Below are 15,377 nucleotides of genomic sequence, written 5' to 3' on the forward strand. Positions count from 1 at the left end.
CTCCCCCTCCGCAGCGCCGTCGCCGAGAGCGAATCCGCGCCCGCACTCCCTGTCACGTTCGAATAAGGTACCGCGATGTCCGGCGACCCCAGTTTCATGAACAACGTCCCCGACCCCCTCCTGGCCGGCGCCGACCTGCCGACCTTCAAATACGCCCTCGAGGCCTCCACCGGCCCGGGCGTCAAGACGATCAGCAACAGCGTCGGCAAGGAGGCCACCGTCGAGCAACTCCCCATCTCAAAGGGGCTCGCCGGCGTGTCCATGGTCCTCGAACCCGGCGCCATGCGCGAACTCCACTGGCACGCCACCGCCGCCGAGTGGGCCTTCGTCATCAGCGGCCGTGTCCGCACCACCGTCATCACTCCCACCGGTGAAGCCGAGACCAACGATTTCAACCCCGGCGACGTCTGGTACTTCCCCCGCGGCCACGGCCACATGATCCAGTGCCTCGGCGACACCCCCTGCGCCTTCATCCTCATCTTCGATAACGGCTACTTCTCCGAGTTCGGAACCTTCAGTATCTCCGACTGGATCGGACACATCCCGCGCCCCCTCCTCGCCAAGAACTTCGGCCTCCCCGAGTCCGCCTTCGAGAACTTCCCCACCGGCGAGGTCTACTTCGCCCGCGGCGAGATCCCCCCCGCCGCCCAGTCCCTCCCCCTCCAGGGCCGCAGGCTCCCCCCGCTCACGCACAAGTACGAACTCCTCTCCCAGCCCCCGCACGCCGTCTTCAAAGGCGGCCGCGAGTGGCGCGTCGATGCCTCCCGCTTCCCCATCTCCACCACCGTCACCGGCGTCATCCTCGACCTCGACCCCGGCGCCCTCCGCGAACTCCACTGGCACCCCAACGCCGACGAATGGCAGTACGTCCTCGACGGCCGCATCAGCGTCACCATGTTCGGCTCCCACGGCCGTTACCGCGCCGAGACCCTCGACAAGGGCGACGTCGCCTACATCCCCTCCGGCTACGGCCACTCCATCGAGAACATCGGCGACCGCCCCTGCCGCATCCTCATCGGCTTCAACAGCGGAACCTACCAGGCGATCAACCTCTCCCAGTGGTTCGCCGGCAACCCCACCGACGTCCTCGCCACCAACTTCAACAAGCCCGCCGCCCTCTTCGACAAGTTCCCCCGAAGCGACGTCTTCATCGCCTCCAAGGATGGGCCGCAGGCCTGATCTGCGACAAAGATCGCTTGGATGGCATTCTGCACCTCGAATCTGAGCAAGGGCACCTCCATGGCATGGCGCACCATTACCTGCGACAGTATTTCTGAAACTTGCACGAGATTGCATGCGATGGCACTAAGGGACACACTTGCCTTTAGGGGAGAATCTCGTTACAACGATACTATCTTCCCAAGTATTGATAGAGTTATATCGACAGATGCATCATACCTTAGGCGACTATCTCTTGAACGAGATGCGATTAATGAATTCACTATATTTGCCAAAGCCATGCTTCCTTGGCATCAAGCCGAGTGCCTGCATCGCGACTTTGACCGCCTCACTCTGATGCAGCACTACCGCGCGCCTACACGACTCGTCGATTGGACCAATTCGCCCTGGGTTGCGGCCTTCTTTGCATGTGCCTCGGACCCCGGAGAAGATGGGATTGTTCGCGTTTTTGATCAGACCCCGCTCTACGAGAAGTTCAAACCGGAGTACGGAGACATTGCTACAACGCTTCAATTCGGATCTGATCTAGATGTGGGAAAACTACTATTTCGCCATCCATCACTTAATTGGATAGCGACCGTGACTCCACCCGTCACTGACCAGCGGATGCTGGCACAACAAGCCTTTTTTTCAATTGCAGGAACGTTGGCAACGGATCACGGCGTGCTATTGGACAGCGCCATAGAGGATTCGTCAGACGAATTCTCGAAGGTGCTCGTTCGCATTCCGGCACTCATGAAGCCGGACATGTTGAAGCAACTCCATCGAACAAACATCACTGCTGCGACGCTGTTTCCTGGAATGGATGGAATTGGATGGCACATTGAGCAGACAATCAAGATCAGGCCACTTGATGCACGGACGTCCGCTATTGATTCATTGGACGGCCCCCGCATCTATCTCGGACAGGAGACTATGAGACGGATAGCCGCTACTCGAGGCGGAGGGCGCGTGTTTAAACGAATGTACTCCCAAAATCGCATCGACCACCCACCCACCGCCGCCGAAGCTCCTCCCGCCCACCCCGTGCAAGAATAGCCAGGCCGCGTGCTCCTATGACCACCTGGGAACCTGCCACCGAAGCCGAAAAGCAGGCCATCCGCCACCTGCTCGACCAACTCCGCCGCGCCGGCATCGAGCCCCCGCCCCTCCCCGCCTCGGCGCTCTCCGCGAGCGACCTCGCCGACCTCACGCGGCGGGACGCCGGCCCCCTCACCACCCAACTCCGCGAGGCGCTGCGCGACGGCCAGTGATTGCCGAAGCGCCGACCCACCGCGCCCGCCACCACCCGCTCACAACCGGATCGGAATCAGCGCCCGCAGCCGCGGCTCCCGCAGGTACAACCCCAGCCACGCCACCACCGCAAGCCCCGCCTGCACGATGAACGGCTCCTCCAGCCGGACATGCGTCGCGATCGCGCCCCCCATGTACCCCGTCAGCAGGATCGCCCCGACCACCGCCGTCCGCGGGATCAGATACACCACCACGCACGCCAACTCCAGGATCCCCAGCGGTACCGCCAGTTTCAGCGGCCACCCCAGGTGCTCAAACCCCTTCGCCACCTCCTCGTTCGGCATGAACTTCATCAGCGCGCTGAACGCCAGCAGCGGCGCAACCGCCACGCTCAGAATCCACCCGGTCCAGAACGCCGCCTTCGACGGCCGCGCTGCGCCCGATCCAGTTCCCATGGCCATGTACGCCTCCCGATTCGTCGTGAACCTCACACCACACCCAATCGCCCACACACCTGTTACATCGATCAACACAGAGCCTACCCAATGCCCGCACCCGCGCGGCCAGGAGATACGACTGAATGGTGGGGCAGGCGTCCCGCCTACCCGAGCCCCAGCCCCCGCGGCTCCTGCCCCCCCTTGGAGCGCACGCCCGTTGCCAGGCGGCGCCGCGAGCCCAAGGCGAGCAAGCCCCTGGAAGGCCCCTCTGTGGCGGCGACTGCCCGTGCTTCCAAGCAGGGGGTGCCGGGGGGCAGCAGCCCCCTGGCATTGCATCTCCACCACATCACACAACCCAAGCCCCACCCACCACTTGCGACATTTTCTACATTCCTATCAAAACCCTATTGACACACCGTCAAAAACCCGTATCCTGCACAGTCATGCTCAACCTCCCCTCCTCCTTCAACCCCTCACTCGACCTCGCGGCCAAGATCCTCGACTCCGTCACCGACCCCACCCTCACCCTCCGCGACGTCGCCGACCTCCACCACACCACCGTCGAGGCCCTCGTCCTCTGGTTCGCCGAGCCTGAGATCGCTGAACGGCTGGACCACATCGAGTCCACCATCGCCCGCCGCACCCGCATCGTCGCCTCCAACTTCCTCCCCGCGGCCACCATCGCGCTGGGCCGCTCCATCGACGAGCACAACGCCGACGAATCCCACTTCCCCGTCCGCCCCGGCGACCAGCGAGGGTTAGAACTCCGCCGCCGCTCCCGAGAAACCGCCCGCCGCGCCGCCGCCCTCCTGCTTCGCCTCGCCAACTTCACCCCAGGCCCGCGCCGCCACGCCTTCACGAACCACACTCCCCCACCGCCCCCGACCGTCCCCTCCACGACACCGCCCCCAGCGCAACACCACCCAGCACCTCCAATCCCCGTCTCCTCCCCCGCGCACGCCCCTCAACCCTCCGAATCCACGGCCACCATTCCAGCATCTCCCCGGCTCACATTCAGCCCCGAGCCCCACCTCGCCCGCTTCTCCCCAGCCTTCCCGCAACCCACCCCGCGCGCCGGCGGCCCCTGACCCCGACAAATGCACAAGGCCGCGATCCCGTGCGTGACTCGGGAGCGCGGCCTTGCGTCGGAGGATCCGGCCCTCATGCTCCGCCACGGGTGCCGGGAGGAGACTTGCCCGGCACGGGCGACGGATCCTGGGGGAGCGGAACGTAATGGTTGATAATCCTGTCGGCCTACTCCTGGCCCCCACCCGCCTGCTTCTCCAGCAGTTTGCGGAGGTACTGGTTTTCCCGGCGAGTAGCCTCAAGGTCGAACACGAGGTACTTGACGCTCAGCCGCAGGTAGTCGAGCGACTCCTGCAGCTCGGTCACCGTCTTGTTCATCCGCGAGTGGCGGTCCCGCGCATCGTCCGCGAGGCGATGGAGCTGCTCGCGCTCCGGAGCCGGGAGGTGGTTGATCTGCTCAATCAACTCCGAGAGTTTCGCCTGGAAATCCTGCTCGTTCATGGTCGGCTCCGTGTCTTGGCGGTTGTCGACCCCGCGTCCATCGCGAGGACGCAGGACATGAAACAACCGCCGGGCCCCGGAAGCAGGGATCCCGTGCCAACGCCCCAACGTTCGATAAAACCGCCCGCCCCGCCGCGCCGGCCGCTCTCGCGCGAGTTATCGCCGCGCTCGCGAGGGCGCGCCGACGGGTGGGATTGCGCGGGCTGTTGCGTGGAATCAACGAAGCAGGTCGAGCCGCTTCAACGTCTGTTGCGCGCCGGCAGGGGCCGTCTTGACGACGGCGCTGAACTCGGCGGGATCCTTCTTCTTCAGGTCCAGCGCCACCTTCTTGAGATGGTCATCCCGGACGAACGCGAACCGGTCGAACAGGACCTCGAGTTCGTGCCGGTTGAACTGCGACAGCGGGTCCTTCAGCCCCGACTGCGACGCCGCCCAGTCCAGCAGCGAGGCCCCCGAGTTCGAGAACCGGAACAGCGCCAGCGTCGCCCGCAGCCGGCTGCCCAATCCGCTGAACGGATCAGTGCACGCCTCCGGGAGGCGGCTCATCAGTTCCTTGGCCGAGGGGGCCGACAGCTTGTCCAGCCACCCCCCGCCCACCTCCCCGCCCGGCGTGTCGCTCCGCTCCGGCATATCCGATCCCGGTCCCGCGGAAACCATGTATGGAGAAGGCTCGCCCAGCTCCGCCAGCGCCGTCGACAGCGTCTTGACCCCCGCCCGGTCAAACCGGATGGTGAGCCGCTGGCACGGCGTCCCCTCGTGGACGATCTTGGCCGCAGCGGTGACCACCCCGGTGCCCCATTCCGGGCGCTTCATGTGGACGACCTTGTCGCCGTAGTTCCATTCCCTGGGTTGAACCATGTGCGGTCCTGCTCCGGGCCGGTAGGCGGCCGGGATAATCGTGGTCAGGCCGCTCCGGGTCTCCGGAGGGGCCGACGGCGAAAATGCGTTTGTCCTGCAATCCCCCGACGACCTAGTATAGCCCGGAACGGGGCTCCCGCTAGTGTCGGGCAATGGGTTCGGTGGGCCCATTTGAAGCCGGGGCGGGGGGGCGGCTTCGATGGATCGAGGGTGTTCAGCCACGGGGGTGCACGGAAGAGGTACGCAGCGAATCGGCCGGCCCGCGGGCCCGCCGGGGAGTGATTGAATCGATGATCGAGGCTCTCAAGGACGACGGAATCGCGCAGAAGGCGGGCGGACGGTTCAAGCTGTGCGCCCTGATCCAGCGGCGGCTGGTCCAGTTGATGGACGGCGCGCGCCCGCTGGTGGAGCGTGATGGGCGGACCGACCTCGAGTTGGCGATCGAGGAGATCCTGCAGGACAAGATCGGGTACGAGTTCGATCCGACCTCGGATGCGGACGTGAAGGGCGCGCTGCCGCCGCTGCGGTAGGTCCGGCGCCGACCGTGGGGCCCCGGCATGAGTGATGGTGCTGCTGCGGATCGGCTGAGCGGAGCGCGGGTGATCGTCGGCGTGACCGGCGGGATCGCGGCGTACAAGTCGGCGACGCTGGTGAGCCGCCTGGCCCAGGCGGGCGCGCAGGTTACGGTCGCGATGACGGAGGGGGCCACGCGGTTTGTGGCGCCGCTGACCTTCCAGGCCCTGTCGGCCCGCCCGGTGTACACGAGCGCGTGGGAGCACATCGAGTCGCAGGACCCCCAGCACATCTCGCTGGCGTCCAGTGCGGACGTGGCGGTGGTGGCGCCGTGCACGATGGACTGCCTGGCGCGGCTGGCGACGGGACGGACCGACGACGTCGTGACGCTGATCCTGAGCGCGATCGATCGGGCGAAGACGCCGGTGCTGCTGGCGCCGTCGATGAACGACGTCATGTGGGCGCAGCCGGCGACGCAGCGAAATGTGCGCACGCTCGTTGACGACGGGTTCCGGATCGTGGGGCCCGGGAGCGGGTGGCAGGCGTGCCGGCACGTGGGGGTTGGGCGCATGAGCGAGCCGGAGGAGGTCTTCGGGGCGGTCGTTGCGGCGGTTGCCGGGCGGGCATGACGGTTTGAGCGCGTACCACGAAGCAGGACGCCGGCCTTGCGGCCGGCGTCCTGGGTTGAAGTTCCTGCGTGAGGTTGTCGACCAGCCGCGGGCTTACTTGGCGTGGCTGTGGTCGCCGTGATCGGCATCCTTGCCGGCGGCGCGGGTGTAGGCGATCTCCATGATCTTCATCTCTTTGCCGGTGGCGGGGTCGGTGCCGAACATCTCGAGGGACATGGCCGAGTCGGAGATACGGCGATCAACCTGCCGCATGGTGGCGGGGCCCTTGGTGATGGGGCAGTTGTAGGTGAAGTTCCAGGTGATGGTCTTGCCATCGGCCGCGAGCGTTCCGGTGCCGACCATCATGCCGGTGCCCATGTTGTCGTACCACGTGCCCTGGAACTTCTGGGAGACGTTGTCGAAGCCGTTGACGCCGGAGCCCTGGAAGGGGCCCATGCCGGGCATCTCGCCCTCGGTCTCGCAGCGGAAGAATCGGCCGTCCATCACCGGGGTGATGACGGTGGTGCACTCGCTGGCCATGGGTTCGGAGACACCGGGCATCCACATCTTGACCTTGCCGGTCCAGGTGCCGACGGACTTGGCGAGGTACTGATGCATCTCGCCGGGGATCGCGGCGGCCATGCAGGCCTGCATATCGGCCTCGCTCATGCCGGGGGGAACTGCGTGATCGCCCGCGGCGGGCTGGTGGGACTTGTCGGAGGTCGTGGCCTTGGCGTCTTTGGCCGGTTGAGCCAGAGAGAAGGAGGTGGAGAGAAGGGCGGCGGCCGCGAGAGCGGCAAGGCAGGGGGCGGTGCGATTCATGGGCAGGTCTCCAAAGAGGGTTTGTTTGCGCAGTCGGGTACCTCGTACAGGCCGTCAGTATACGGCTTTTGGACGGTCCGTCAAGGGATTATGAGACAAAATCGCCCGTCAAACGGGCGGCGGCATCAGGAGCGGAGTTTGGGTGTTGCAGAGCGCGGCATCCGCGGCCGCGGATCAGTGGCCCGGGCCGTCGGCGGAGGCGGAAGACTCGTCGCGGGCGTAGGGGTCGTCGGGCATGATGTCGACGGTCTGGTAGAGCTCGGTGCGCTGGTTGGAGCGGTGGCCCGAGGCGCTGGAGGCGCGGGGGGTGATGCGGTGGGTGTCGCCGTCGGCGATGACGCGGAGTTGGCGGGGGCTGAGGCCGTTGGCTTCGAGGGCCTTGGCGACGGCGAAGGCGCGGCGGTAGGAGAGCATCATGCCGCGGTCGTCGGTGCGGAAGGCCTCGGCGGCGGAGACGTTGCCGCGGACGTCGATGACGAAGCGGTGGCCGGCGAGCCGGCGGGCGGTCTCGGCGATGGTGTTCCGGGCCGAGGTGGAGAGATCGCTGGCATCCTCCTCGAAGGGGACGACGGCGCAGGGGACGGCGTAGTCGCTGGGGCGGATGGACTGGAGGTTTCGCTTGTCGCCCGGTGGGCCGGGGTCCTTGGTCTCGCCCTCCTGCTGGAGTTGCCGGAGGCGGCGGACGAGTTCCTGGTCGTTGGGGTTGGTGGAGTCGATGGAGACGGGGTTGTTGAACGCGGCCCGCATGGCGAGGACGAAGTCGGTCATCTCGTTGGAGGGGTTCTTGTCCTGCCCGCCGATGCCGCCGGCGGAGGGCTTGTTCATGTTCATGGCAAGGAGGATGACGAAGAAGCCCATCATGAGGGCGACGTTGTCGGCGAAGGAGATGAGCCACTCGGGCGCGCCCTCGTGCTCCTCGTGGCCGCCGCCGCCGTGGTTGCCGTGGGAACCGTGGCCGCCGCCCTTGGAGTGGCCGGACTCGCCGGAACCGTGTTCCTTGTTCTCGTGATCGGCCATGGCGGGTGGTGGGGTGCGGAGAGGGGATCAGGCGGCGATCTTGAGTTGGGTGCGCGACGCGTGGGGGACGAAGGCGAGCATCTTGTCGAGCGTGACGCGCGGGTTGTCGCCGGCCTGGATGGAGAGGATGCCCTGGAGCATCATCTCGCGGTTGAGCATCTCCTCGCTGGAGCGGATGGCGAGTTTGTCGCCGATGGGGCCGGCGATGGCGTTGGCGAGGATGGCGCCGTACATGGTGGCGACGACGGCGACGGCGAGGGCGTGTCCCATGGCCTCGATGGAGCCGGAGCCGAGCTGCCCGAACATGCCGATCTGGCCGATCAGGGTGCCGACGAGGCCGTAGCCGGGGCCGTAGAGCTTGAGGAGGTCGAAGAACTTCTTGCCCGCCTTGTGGCGGTCCTGCATCGCGAGGAGTTCCATGCGGAGGGTGGACTCGATCGTCTCGGGGGCGGCGCCGTCGATGGCCATCTTGAGGCCGGCCTGGAGGAAGGAGTCGCCGACCTTGTCCATCTCGCTCTCGAGGGCGAGGATGCCCTCGCGCCGGGCCTTCTCGCCCATGGTGGACATGACCTGGATGGTCTCGACGGTGCTGCGGCCCTTGTGGAACATGAAGCGGCGGATGTAGCCGGGGACGGACTTGATCTTCTCCATCGGGAGCGCCATGAAGGTGACGGAGATCGAGCCGACCCCGACCATGAGCACGCCTTCCAGGGAGAAGAACATGACCAGGTTGCCGTGGGACACCTCGACGAAGACGAAGCCGAGGGCGGCGACGCCGATGAGGATGCCGATGATGCTGGCCTTGTCCATGACTGCCTCTGTAAGACCGGCTGAACGGAAAGGGGAGCCCGCCACCATGTGGTCGGCCGGGGGGACCGGGGTCTGAACGGGAACGGGGCTGGGCAAGGATTGACGGCGGTGCGGGCGGCGGGCGAACGGCACGGGCGGCACAGTCGTCAGGGTCGGGATGGCTTCGAGCGGGAAGGGAAGAGTCCGAAAACCGTGCAACACAGGCGAGGGCCGGGGCGTTGATATGGGAGGAGGGGAGCGTGGAGCGAGTCATGCGGATCTGGAGGACGCTGGCGGGGGCGGTGGCGGGGCTGCTGCTGGTGGGCGCCGGGGGCGCGGGTGGCGGATCGGCCCCGGGCGGGCCGGGGGAGGCGATCGAACTCCCGCTCACGGTGATGACGTTCAACATCCGGTACGCCAACGCGGGCGATGGGGAGAACCGGTGGGAGCGTCGCCGCGATCTTGTCGCGGGGGTGGTGGAGCGGCACTCGCCGGATGTGCTGGGCCTGCAGGAGGCGCTCAAGCCGCAGTTGGACGAGTTGGTCGAGCGGGCGGGTGTGTACACCGTGGTCGGCGTGGGGCGCGATGATGGGAAGGAGTCCGGAGAGTTCAGCCCCATCCTGGTGCGGTCGAACCGGTTCGAGGTGCTTGAGTCGGGGACGTTCTGGCTCTCGGAGACGCCCGAGAAGCCGGGCTCGGTGTCGTGGGGGAACACGGTGACGAGGATCTGCACGTGGGCGCGGCTCGCGGAGCGGACCCCCTCGTGCCCGGTGGGCGAGCCGGGGCAGCCGATGAACGTGGCGCCACCGCGGCCGGTGTTCTGGGTATTCAACACGCACCTGGACCACCAGTCGCAGTCGTCGCGCGAGAAGGGCGCGGAACTGATCGCAGCGCGGATCGGTGCGCGCGGGCACGGGGAAGAACCGGTGATCCTCATGGGGGACTTCAACGCGGGGGAGGACAACGCAGCGGTGGCCTTGTTCACACGGAGCGGAAAAGGGGACGGCGGCGCGGCGGGGCCGCGGATGGTGGACTCGTACCGGGCGGAGCACCCCGGGGAAACGGTGGTGGGGACGTTCAACGGGTTCGGGGACCCGGGGGATGCGAAGACCACCGGGGGAGCGAAGATCGACTACATCCTGGTTCCGCCGCCGCCGCGGTGCGTGGTGGAGGGGGCGTCGATCGATCGGACGAACGAGGAGGGGCGGTACCCGTCGGATCACTTCGCCGTGACGGCGTCGCTGCGGCTGCGATGCCCGACGCTGGGGCGGTAGGGCGTAGAGTTCGCGTCGCGAAAGGAAGGGGCGGATCAAGCGGGTGCAGCGGGCACCGGCGTCGGCCCCAGCTCGGAGCAGGTGGAGCATCGAATGTCATTCATGAGGACGTGCGCGGCGGTAGTAGCCGCGGGTGTGTTGAGCCTGGGCGCCTCGACCGCGGTGGCGCAGGAGACCATCGACCTGAAGCCCAAGTTCGAGAAGGGGAGCGAGACGCGGTACACGCTCGAGGCGGTGCGGAAGTCCACGACGGACGTCGTCGACCAACCGGAGGTCTCGGGGTTTCAGGAAGACTCGAAGGTGCTGGAGTTTGTGGTGAGGGTCAAGGAGGTGACCGAGGAGGGGGGCGCGACCGTGGAGTTGGAGTACCTGTCGGTGCGCGAGTCGGTCAAACTGCCGATGGAGTCGCTGGAGTTTGATTCGGCGAAGCCGAAGGAGGAGGACGGGGACAACCCGCTCGCGCCGATGATGCGGCCTGTCGTGGGGCTGACGCTGACGCTGCAGGTCGATGCGGCCGGGAAGATCACGTCGGCGACGGGCGGGGATGTGCTCGCGAGCGCACTGACGTACGCGACGGAGTTCGGCGAGCAGAACAGCGTGAAGTCGCTGTTCGGGCCGCTGTTCTCGAACGGGAAGAACCCGGCGACCGCCGCGGCGGGGGACACGTGGACGGTTGCGCAGAGCGAGGGCTCGGTCGATGAGGGCGGGCAGTTCAACTTCATCGTCGAGCACACGCTGGAATCGATCAAGGACGACCGGGCGGAGGTGAAGCTGAAGGGGCGCATCGAGACGGAGCCGATGCCCGAGGACAAGCCTGTGCGGTTTGTCGTGGAGTTGGGGACGATCGAGGGGCGCTACACGTGGGATGCGAAGGCCGGGGGGTTGGCGGCGATGGTGTTCCACGCGACCTTCGCGGGGCGGTCGCCGGAGACGCAGAAGGTGCAGTTCAGCGTGAAGAGCGACCAGACGGTGACATTCACGCGGAAGCCGTAGGGCTGCGTGCTGCGCGTGCGCGGTTTGGAGCCCCGCCTATGGAGGCGGGGTTCTTTTTTTGTGGAAAGACCGAGTGTGTTCTACTGAGTTAGGGCCGGGAAGCGGTACTGCTGCTTCCAGACCGGTGGGTGGCCGATGAGGCCCTGGACGTTTTCTTCGAGGACGATGGGCTTGTCGCTGCGGGGGAGGATAAAGATGCCGTAGGGGGTCGAGGGGACGCCGCGGTCGGGCTCGCCGGTGAACGAGGCGGTCTGGAAGGTGTGGCTGTCGAAGCGGATGAGCAGATCGTCGGGGCGATCGTCGAGGCTGACGAGGAACTCGCCGTTGCAGTTGGTGCTCCTGCCGCGGAAGATGGCGAGGACCATGCAGCGGGAGAAATCGACGTCCGGTGGCAGGAGCCAGGGGGCGGGGGCGTTGGCGGCGCGGTCGCCGAGGTGCTTGAGGTAGAGGGCCTTCCACGCGTCGGCGTCCACGATGCGGTGGTAGGCGGGGCCCTCGGTGATGGCGCTGTCGGGGCCGCAGAGCGAGACGAGCGCGGGGTGCGGCTCGGCGGGGGCCGGGGCCGGGGGCTCCGTCGCGGCGACGTGTTGGGGCCAGAGACCGGGCGTGACAGCGAGCCCGAGGAGGCCGGCGACCGCGAGGGTGGACGTGGGGAGGCGGCGGCGTGCGTTCATGGGGTTTCTCCGTTTCCCCCCCTTTCGTCCCGCTTGGCGCAGGCTATCGCAGCGCGCGAGCGCGGTGTGTCACGGGGGCGCAACAGCGGGGAAGGCGGGGGGCGGGGCTCAGGCGACGGCGTGCCCGGCGATGACGCCGCCGAGGGCGGCGACGGCCGTGTCGATCTGGTCGGTGGAGACATCGAGGTGGGTGACGGCGCGGACGCGGTGCGGGAGGTTGGGGAGCATGAGGACGCCGGCCTGCTTGAGGCGGGCGCAGAGTTCCGCGGCGGAGCCGAGGCGGGGGTCGACATCGAAGAAGACCATGTTCGTGTCGACCGGGAGGGCGATGGAGAGGCCGGGGATCTCGGCGAGCCCCTTGGCGAGACGGGCGGCGTTGGCGTGGTCCTGCGAGAGGCGGTCGACGTGGTGCTCCACGGCGTGCAGCGCCGCGGCGGCGAGGAGGCCGGCCTGTCTCATGGCGCCGCCGAACATCTTTCGGAAGCGGTGGACGCGGGCGATGATCGCCTTGTCGCCGCAGACGGCCGAGCCGGCGGGAGCGCCGAGGCCCTTGGAGAAGCAGCAGGAGACGGTGTCGAAGTGGCGGGCGTAATCGGCGGGCTTGTGGCCGGTCTTGATGCAGGCGTTCCAGAGGCGGGCGCCGTCGAGGTGGAGGCGGAGCTTGTGGGCGCGGGCGCGCTCGGTGACGGCGCGGACCTGATCGAGGGGCCAGACCGCGCCGCCGCCGCGGTTGTGGGTGTTCTCGACGATGAGGAGGCGCGAGTGCGGGAAGTGGGCGGAATCGGGGCGGACGGCGTCGTCGACGTCGGCGGCGTCGTACAGGCCGCGGTCGCCGGGCTTTGGGGTGAGCGGGAGGGGGCGGATCATCACGCCGGAGAGGGCGGCGGGGGCGCCGGTCTCGTAGTGGATGATGTGGGAGTCCTTGTGGGCGAGGAGTTCATCGCCGGGCTCGGTGTGGGCGCGGATGGCGGCTTGGTTGGCCATCGTGCCGGAGGGGACGAAGCAGGCGGCCTCCTTGCCCATGATGTGGGCGATGCGTTCCTGGAGGCGGAGGACGGTGGGATCGTCGCCGAGGACATCGTCGCCGACCTCGGCGCTGGCCATGGCGTCGAGCATGGCGCGGGTGGGGCGGGTGACGGTGTCGGAGCGGAGGTCGATGGGCGGGGAGGGCATGAGGGAAGGGTAGTCAGAAGGGAAGAGAGGGAGAATCGTGGCGCGGGGGCTACCGCTCGAGTTTCAGCTCGGCGTCGTCCATGGTGTACAGGCCGACGAGCCAGTCCTTGACGAGGTAGGGCTCGATCCCGAGTTTGCCCTCGACCGAGCCGTAGACGGCGAGGCGGTGCTCCTGGTCGGGGGGTTGGCGGAGGCGGACCTCGATGGCGTCGTAGGGGGTTGGGGGGACGCCGATGCAGCAGCCGTCCCACTGGTTGAGCATGGCGAGCATCTCGTCGGGGGACTGGGCCATGAGGGGGAACGCGACGAAGCCGTTGATGCGGACGTACTTGTCCTTGACCAGATCGAGCCAGGGGGGGAGGTCGGTCTTGCCGATCCGAGGCTTGTAGGTCTGCTGGGCGGAGACGAGCAGGTCCCAGGTGATGAGGTAGGGGCTCTCGCGCGTACCCTTGCCGGTGATCTCAAAGCGGTCGTCGATGAGCATGGAGCCGTCGTCGCGGGTCACGACCTTCATGGCGCCGGGCTCGGCCGCGGGAGGGGTGGAGGGTGGGGCAGGGGAGTCTGGCGTGGAAGCGGGCTCACGCTCGGGTAGTGGCGTTATGGGCGCGGGGCCGAACGACTCGGCGACCATTGCTGAGAGTGTGTCGGGGAGGAGGTCCGGCATGGGAGCCTCGACGGGCTGAGACGGGACGGGAGCGGGAGCGGGCTCGGGCGCCGGTTGGGAGAGCGGCGCGGGGGCGGCGGGTGCAGCGGGCGCGGGGGTGGGCGGCGCTGGGGGAGCCTCCTCGGCTGGTGGCGGAACCGGGGCGGGGCTGGGGTTGGCGCGCGGGCCGGCGACGACGTAGAACGCGCCGGCGACGACCAGCACGGCGATGAGGATCCAGAATGCCTTCATACGGCTCGCTCCGGCGGGTGGCTGGGAGACCCATTGAATAGTACGGGCGGCAACGACGCCCGGGTCTCGCGAGCCGCCAGATGTCAGCCGATGGGCCGCAGGTTGCGAGCCACCGAGGTGCGGTAGGCGGTGATGGCGGGGACGATGCCCGCGAGGGCGGCCAGGAGCACGGCGCCCGCGAGGACGGCGATCGCGGTGCGCGGGTCGAGGATCGGGTCGATCACGAGGCCGAGCCGCTCCTTCATGACGCCCGCGACGAGGCGGACGCCGACGAAGCAGAGGGCCAGGCCCGCCGCGGAGCCGAGGAGGCCGATCAGGACGGACTCGGTGACGACCAGGCCGAAGATGCGGAAGCGGGTGCACCCCAGGACACGGAGGACGGCGATCTGGCGGCGTCGCTGGTCCATGGAGTTGTAGAGGGCGAGCATGATGGAGATGGCGCTGGAGACCATGACGACGGCGGCCATGGCGAGGAGGATCTGGTCGATGTTGCCGATGATCTTGAAGAGACTGTCGATCTGCTGGCGGGGGGACGCGACGACGATGGAGGTGTCGCGCCGGAGCGCATCGAAGACCTGGGGCAGGACGGCGGAGACATTGGAGCCCGGGCGGGTCTGGGCGCGGAGGTAGATTCCGGTGATCTGGCGGTCGGAGTCGGCGAGGTCGTCGATGGTGGTCGGGCCGGCGCGCGGGTCCTCGCGGAGGCGCCGGTCGTGGGCGTGGATGATCCAGGTGCTGTTCAGGTCGGTGAACAGCGCGCGGTCGTGGGCGGAGCCGGTGGGATCGAGGACGCCGACGACGGTGTACTTGTAGTCGCTGTGGACGTGGGGCTTCATCGCATCGGAGCCCGAGCCGAGGTCCCGCGACTGCGCGATGCCGTGGCTGAGCAGGATGGTGTCGCCGACGCGAAGGCCGGTGGCTCGCGCGACCTGAGAGCCCACGACGACCTCGAAGGGCTTGTCGAACGCCCGGCCGTGGGCGAACGACCAGGGCTCGGCTTCGTCGGGCCGGAAGAGGGTGAAGAACTCGCGGGTGGTGGCGAGGACCGGGTAGCCGCGGTAGGAGTCCCCCTGCTGGATGGGAACGGCGAAGTCGAGCGGGAATCCGCCGGCGATCTGGTTGTACTTGGCCCAGTCGATCGAGCGGGGCGGTGGGTTGGCGTAGAAGACGCCGTTGAGGACGCTGACCATGGGGCTGGCGTCGCGGGAGACGATCAGGTGCATGGAGCCGCTGCCCCGCTCGAACGCGCGGCGGCCCGAGTCCCGCATGCTCAGCAGCACGAGCATGAGCCCGACGGCGACGGCCACGGTGATGACCGTGGTCAGCGTGGAGAACAGCCGCGAGGTGAGGCTGCGGAGGATGATGGTAAAGTCGGTCATCTGGGA

At 67.7% G+C, this 15,377-nt stretch carries 18 protein-coding genes; 8 read left to right on the forward strand and 10 right to left on the reverse strand.

What is annotated here, in order from left to right:
- Positions 1-75 precede the first annotated feature (75 nt).
- The 3 genes from KF745_06540 to KF745_06550 are packed head-to-tail and all read left to right on the forward strand — an operon-like array spanning position 76 to position 2,432.
- Complete coding sequence (locus tag KF745_06540) at positions 76-1,179, forward strand: cupin domain-containing protein (protein MBX3358067.1); 1,104 nt, start codon at positions 76-78, stop codon at positions 1,177-1,179.
- A gap of 21 nt (positions 1,180-1,200) precedes the next feature.
- The gene (locus KF745_06545; GenBank protein MBX3358068.1) at positions 1,201-2,217 is read left to right on the forward strand and encodes an FRG domain-containing protein; all 1,017 of its coding nucleotides are present in this window, start codon (positions 1,201-1,203) and stop codon (positions 2,215-2,217) included.
- A 17-nt stretch (positions 2,218-2,234) separates the two neighbouring features.
- Complete coding sequence (locus KF745_06550; GenBank protein MBX3358069.1) at positions 2,235-2,432, forward strand: hypothetical protein; 198 nt, start codon at positions 2,235-2,237, stop codon at positions 2,430-2,432.
- 39 nt (positions 2,433-2,471) lie between these two features.
- On the opposite strand, the gene KF745_06555 is transcribed toward KF745_06550, so the two are convergent.
- On the reverse strand, positions 2,472-2,873 hold the full coding sequence (locus tag KF745_06555) for a DoxX family protein (GenBank protein ID MBX3358070.1): 402 nt from the start codon (positions 2,871-2,873) through the stop codon (positions 2,472-2,474).
- A 419-nt stretch (positions 2,874-3,292) separates the two neighbouring features.
- On the opposite strand from KF745_06555, the gene KF745_06560 reads away from it, so the two are divergent.
- Positions 3,293-3,937: a hypothetical protein gene (locus tag KF745_06560; GenBank protein ID MBX3358071.1), complete on the forward strand. Its 645-nt coding sequence runs from the start codon at positions 3,293-3,295 to the stop codon at positions 3,935-3,937.
- Between the two features lie 166 nt (positions 3,938-4,103).
- Here the strand turns inward: KF745_06560 and KF745_06565 are convergent, their stop codons facing one another.
- Both KF745_06565 and KF745_06570 read right to left on the reverse strand, forming a co-directional pair.
- A complete protein-coding gene (locus tag KF745_06565) occupies positions 4,104-4,376 on the reverse strand; it encodes a hypothetical protein (protein MBX3358072.1) in 273 nt (90 codons plus the stop codon).
- A gap of 216 nt (positions 4,377-4,592) precedes the next feature.
- Positions 4,593-5,234: a DUF3553 domain-containing protein gene (locus KF745_06570; protein MBX3358073.1), complete on the reverse strand. Its 642-nt coding sequence runs from the start codon at positions 5,232-5,234 to the stop codon at positions 4,593-4,595.
- A gap of 290 nt (positions 5,235-5,524) precedes the next feature.
- Here KF745_06570 and KF745_06575 point away from each other — a divergent pair, with 290 nt between their 5' ends.
- Positions 5,525-5,764 carry a DNA-directed RNA polymerase subunit omega gene (locus KF745_06575; GenBank protein MBX3358074.1) on the forward strand — a complete coding sequence of 80 codons (240 nt, stop codon included), beginning with the start codon at positions 5,525-5,527 and terminating at the stop codon, positions 5,762-5,764.
- A gap of 27 nt (positions 5,765-5,791) precedes the next feature.
- Positions 5,792-6,376: a phosphopantothenoylcysteine decarboxylase gene (locus KF745_06580; GenBank protein MBX3358075.1), complete on the forward strand. Its 585-nt coding sequence runs from the start codon at positions 5,792-5,794 to the stop codon at positions 6,374-6,376.
- Positions 6,377-6,469: 93 nt separating this feature from the next.
- On the opposite strand, the gene KF745_06585 is transcribed toward KF745_06580, so the two are convergent.
- The 3 genes from KF745_06585 to KF745_06595 form a co-directional block, all read right to left on the reverse strand.
- A complete protein-coding gene (locus KF745_06585; GenBank protein MBX3358076.1) occupies positions 6,470-7,177 on the reverse strand; it encodes a DUF1579 domain-containing protein in 708 nt (235 codons plus the stop codon).
- A gap of 174 nt (positions 7,178-7,351) precedes the next feature.
- Positions 7,352-8,194 carry an OmpA family protein gene (locus tag KF745_06590; protein ID MBX3358077.1) on the reverse strand — a complete coding sequence of 281 codons (843 nt, stop codon included), beginning with the start codon at positions 8,192-8,194 and terminating at the stop codon, positions 7,352-7,354.
- Positions 8,195-8,221: 27 nt separating this feature from the next.
- Positions 8,222-9,004 carry a MotA/TolQ/ExbB proton channel family protein gene (locus KF745_06595; GenBank protein MBX3358078.1) on the reverse strand — a complete coding sequence of 261 codons (783 nt, stop codon included), beginning with the start codon at positions 9,002-9,004 and terminating at the stop codon, positions 8,222-8,224.
- A gap of 251 nt (positions 9,005-9,255) precedes the next feature.
- Between KF745_06595 and KF745_06600 the strand changes: the two genes are divergently transcribed.
- Entirely contained in the window at positions 9,256-10,257 is a 1,002-nt protein-coding gene (locus tag KF745_06600; protein MBX3358079.1) for an endonuclease/exonuclease/phosphatase family protein, read from the forward strand.
- A gap of 93 nt (positions 10,258-10,350) precedes the next feature.
- Positions 10,351-11,250: a hypothetical protein gene (locus tag KF745_06605; GenBank protein ID MBX3358080.1), complete on the forward strand. Its 900-nt coding sequence runs from the start codon at positions 10,351-10,353 to the stop codon at positions 11,248-11,250.
- 80 nt (positions 11,251-11,330) lie between these two features.
- Here KF745_06605 and KF745_06610 read toward each other — a convergent pair whose 3' ends face one another.
- From KF745_06610 to KF745_06625, 4 genes are all read right to left on the reverse strand, one after another.
- A complete protein-coding gene (locus KF745_06610; protein ID MBX3358081.1) occupies positions 11,331-11,924 on the reverse strand; it encodes a hypothetical protein in 594 nt (197 codons plus the stop codon).
- 108 nt (positions 11,925-12,032) lie between these two features.
- A complete protein-coding gene (locus KF745_06615) occupies positions 12,033-13,097 on the reverse strand; it encodes an aminotransferase class I/II-fold pyridoxal phosphate-dependent enzyme (protein MBX3358082.1) in 1,065 nt (354 codons plus the stop codon).
- Positions 13,098-13,146: 49 nt separating this feature from the next.
- Positions 13,147-13,992: a hypothetical protein gene (locus tag KF745_06620; GenBank protein ID MBX3358083.1), complete on the reverse strand. Its 846-nt coding sequence runs from the start codon at positions 13,990-13,992 to the stop codon at positions 13,147-13,149.
- 83 nt (positions 13,993-14,075) lie between these two features.
- Entirely contained in the window at positions 14,076-15,371 is a 1,296-nt protein-coding gene (locus tag KF745_06625; GenBank protein ID MBX3358084.1) for an ABC transporter permease, read from the reverse strand.
- Positions 15,372-15,377: the final 6 nt, after the last annotated feature.

The sequence above is a fragment of the Phycisphaeraceae bacterium genome, from assembly GCA_019636655.1.
In the GTDB taxonomy this organism is placed as follows: domain Bacteria; phylum Planctomycetota; class Phycisphaerae; order Phycisphaerales; family UBA1924; genus JAHBXB01.

Coding starts and splice junctions, on each gene's coding strand:
- KF745_06540 (MBX3358067.1), top strand. CDS start 76: ATGTCCGGCGACCCCAGTTTCATGAACAACGTCCCCGACCCCCTCCTG.
- KF745_06545 (MBX3358068.1), top strand. CDS start 1,201: ATGGCATTCTGCACCTCGAATCTGAGCAAGGGCACCTCCATGGCATGG.
- KF745_06550 (MBX3358069.1), top strand. CDS start 2,235: ATGACCACCTGGGAACCTGCCACCGAAGCCGAAAAGCAGGCCATCCGC.
- KF745_06555 (MBX3358070.1), bottom strand. CDS start 2,873: ATGGCCATGGGAACTGGATCGGGCGCAGCGCGGCCGTCGAAGGCGGCG.
- KF745_06560 (MBX3358071.1), top strand. CDS start 3,293: ATGCTCAACCTCCCCTCCTCCTTCAACCCCTCACTCGACCTCGCGGCC.
- KF745_06565 (MBX3358072.1), bottom strand. CDS start 4,376: ATGAACGAGCAGGATTTCCAGGCGAAACTCTCGGAGTTGATTGAGCAG.
- KF745_06570 (MBX3358073.1), bottom strand. CDS start 5,234: ATGGTTCAACCCAGGGAATGGAACTACGGCGACAAGGTCGTCCACATG.
- KF745_06575 (MBX3358074.1), top strand. CDS start 5,525: ATGATCGAGGCTCTCAAGGACGACGGAATCGCGCAGAAGGCGGGCGGA.
- KF745_06580 (MBX3358075.1), top strand. CDS start 5,792: ATGAGTGATGGTGCTGCTGCGGATCGGCTGAGCGGAGCGCGGGTGATC.
- KF745_06585 (MBX3358076.1), bottom strand. CDS start 7,177: ATGAATCGCACCGCCCCCTGCCTTGCCGCTCTCGCGGCCGCCGCCCTT.
- KF745_06590 (MBX3358077.1), bottom strand. CDS start 8,194: ATGGCCGATCACGAGAACAAGGAACACGGTTCCGGCGAGTCCGGCCAC.
- KF745_06595 (MBX3358078.1), bottom strand. CDS start 9,004: ATGGACAAGGCCAGCATCATCGGCATCCTCATCGGCGTCGCCGCCCTC.
- KF745_06600 (MBX3358079.1), top strand. CDS start 9,256: ATGCGGATCTGGAGGACGCTGGCGGGGGCGGTGGCGGGGCTGCTGCTG.
- KF745_06605 (MBX3358080.1), top strand. CDS start 10,351: ATGTCATTCATGAGGACGTGCGCGGCGGTAGTAGCCGCGGGTGTGTTG.
- KF745_06610 (MBX3358081.1), bottom strand. CDS start 11,924: ATGAACGCACGCCGCCGCCTCCCCACGTCCACCCTCGCGGTCGCCGGC.
- KF745_06615 (MBX3358082.1), bottom strand. CDS start 13,097: ATGCCCTCCCCGCCCATCGACCTCCGCTCCGACACCGTCACCCGCCCC.
- KF745_06620 (MBX3358083.1), bottom strand. CDS start 13,992: ATGAAGGCATTCTGGATCCTCATCGCCGTGCTGGTCGTCGCCGGCGCG.
- KF745_06625 (MBX3358084.1), bottom strand. CDS start 15,371: ATGACCGACTTTACCATCATCCTCCGCAGCCTCACCTCGCGGCTGTTC.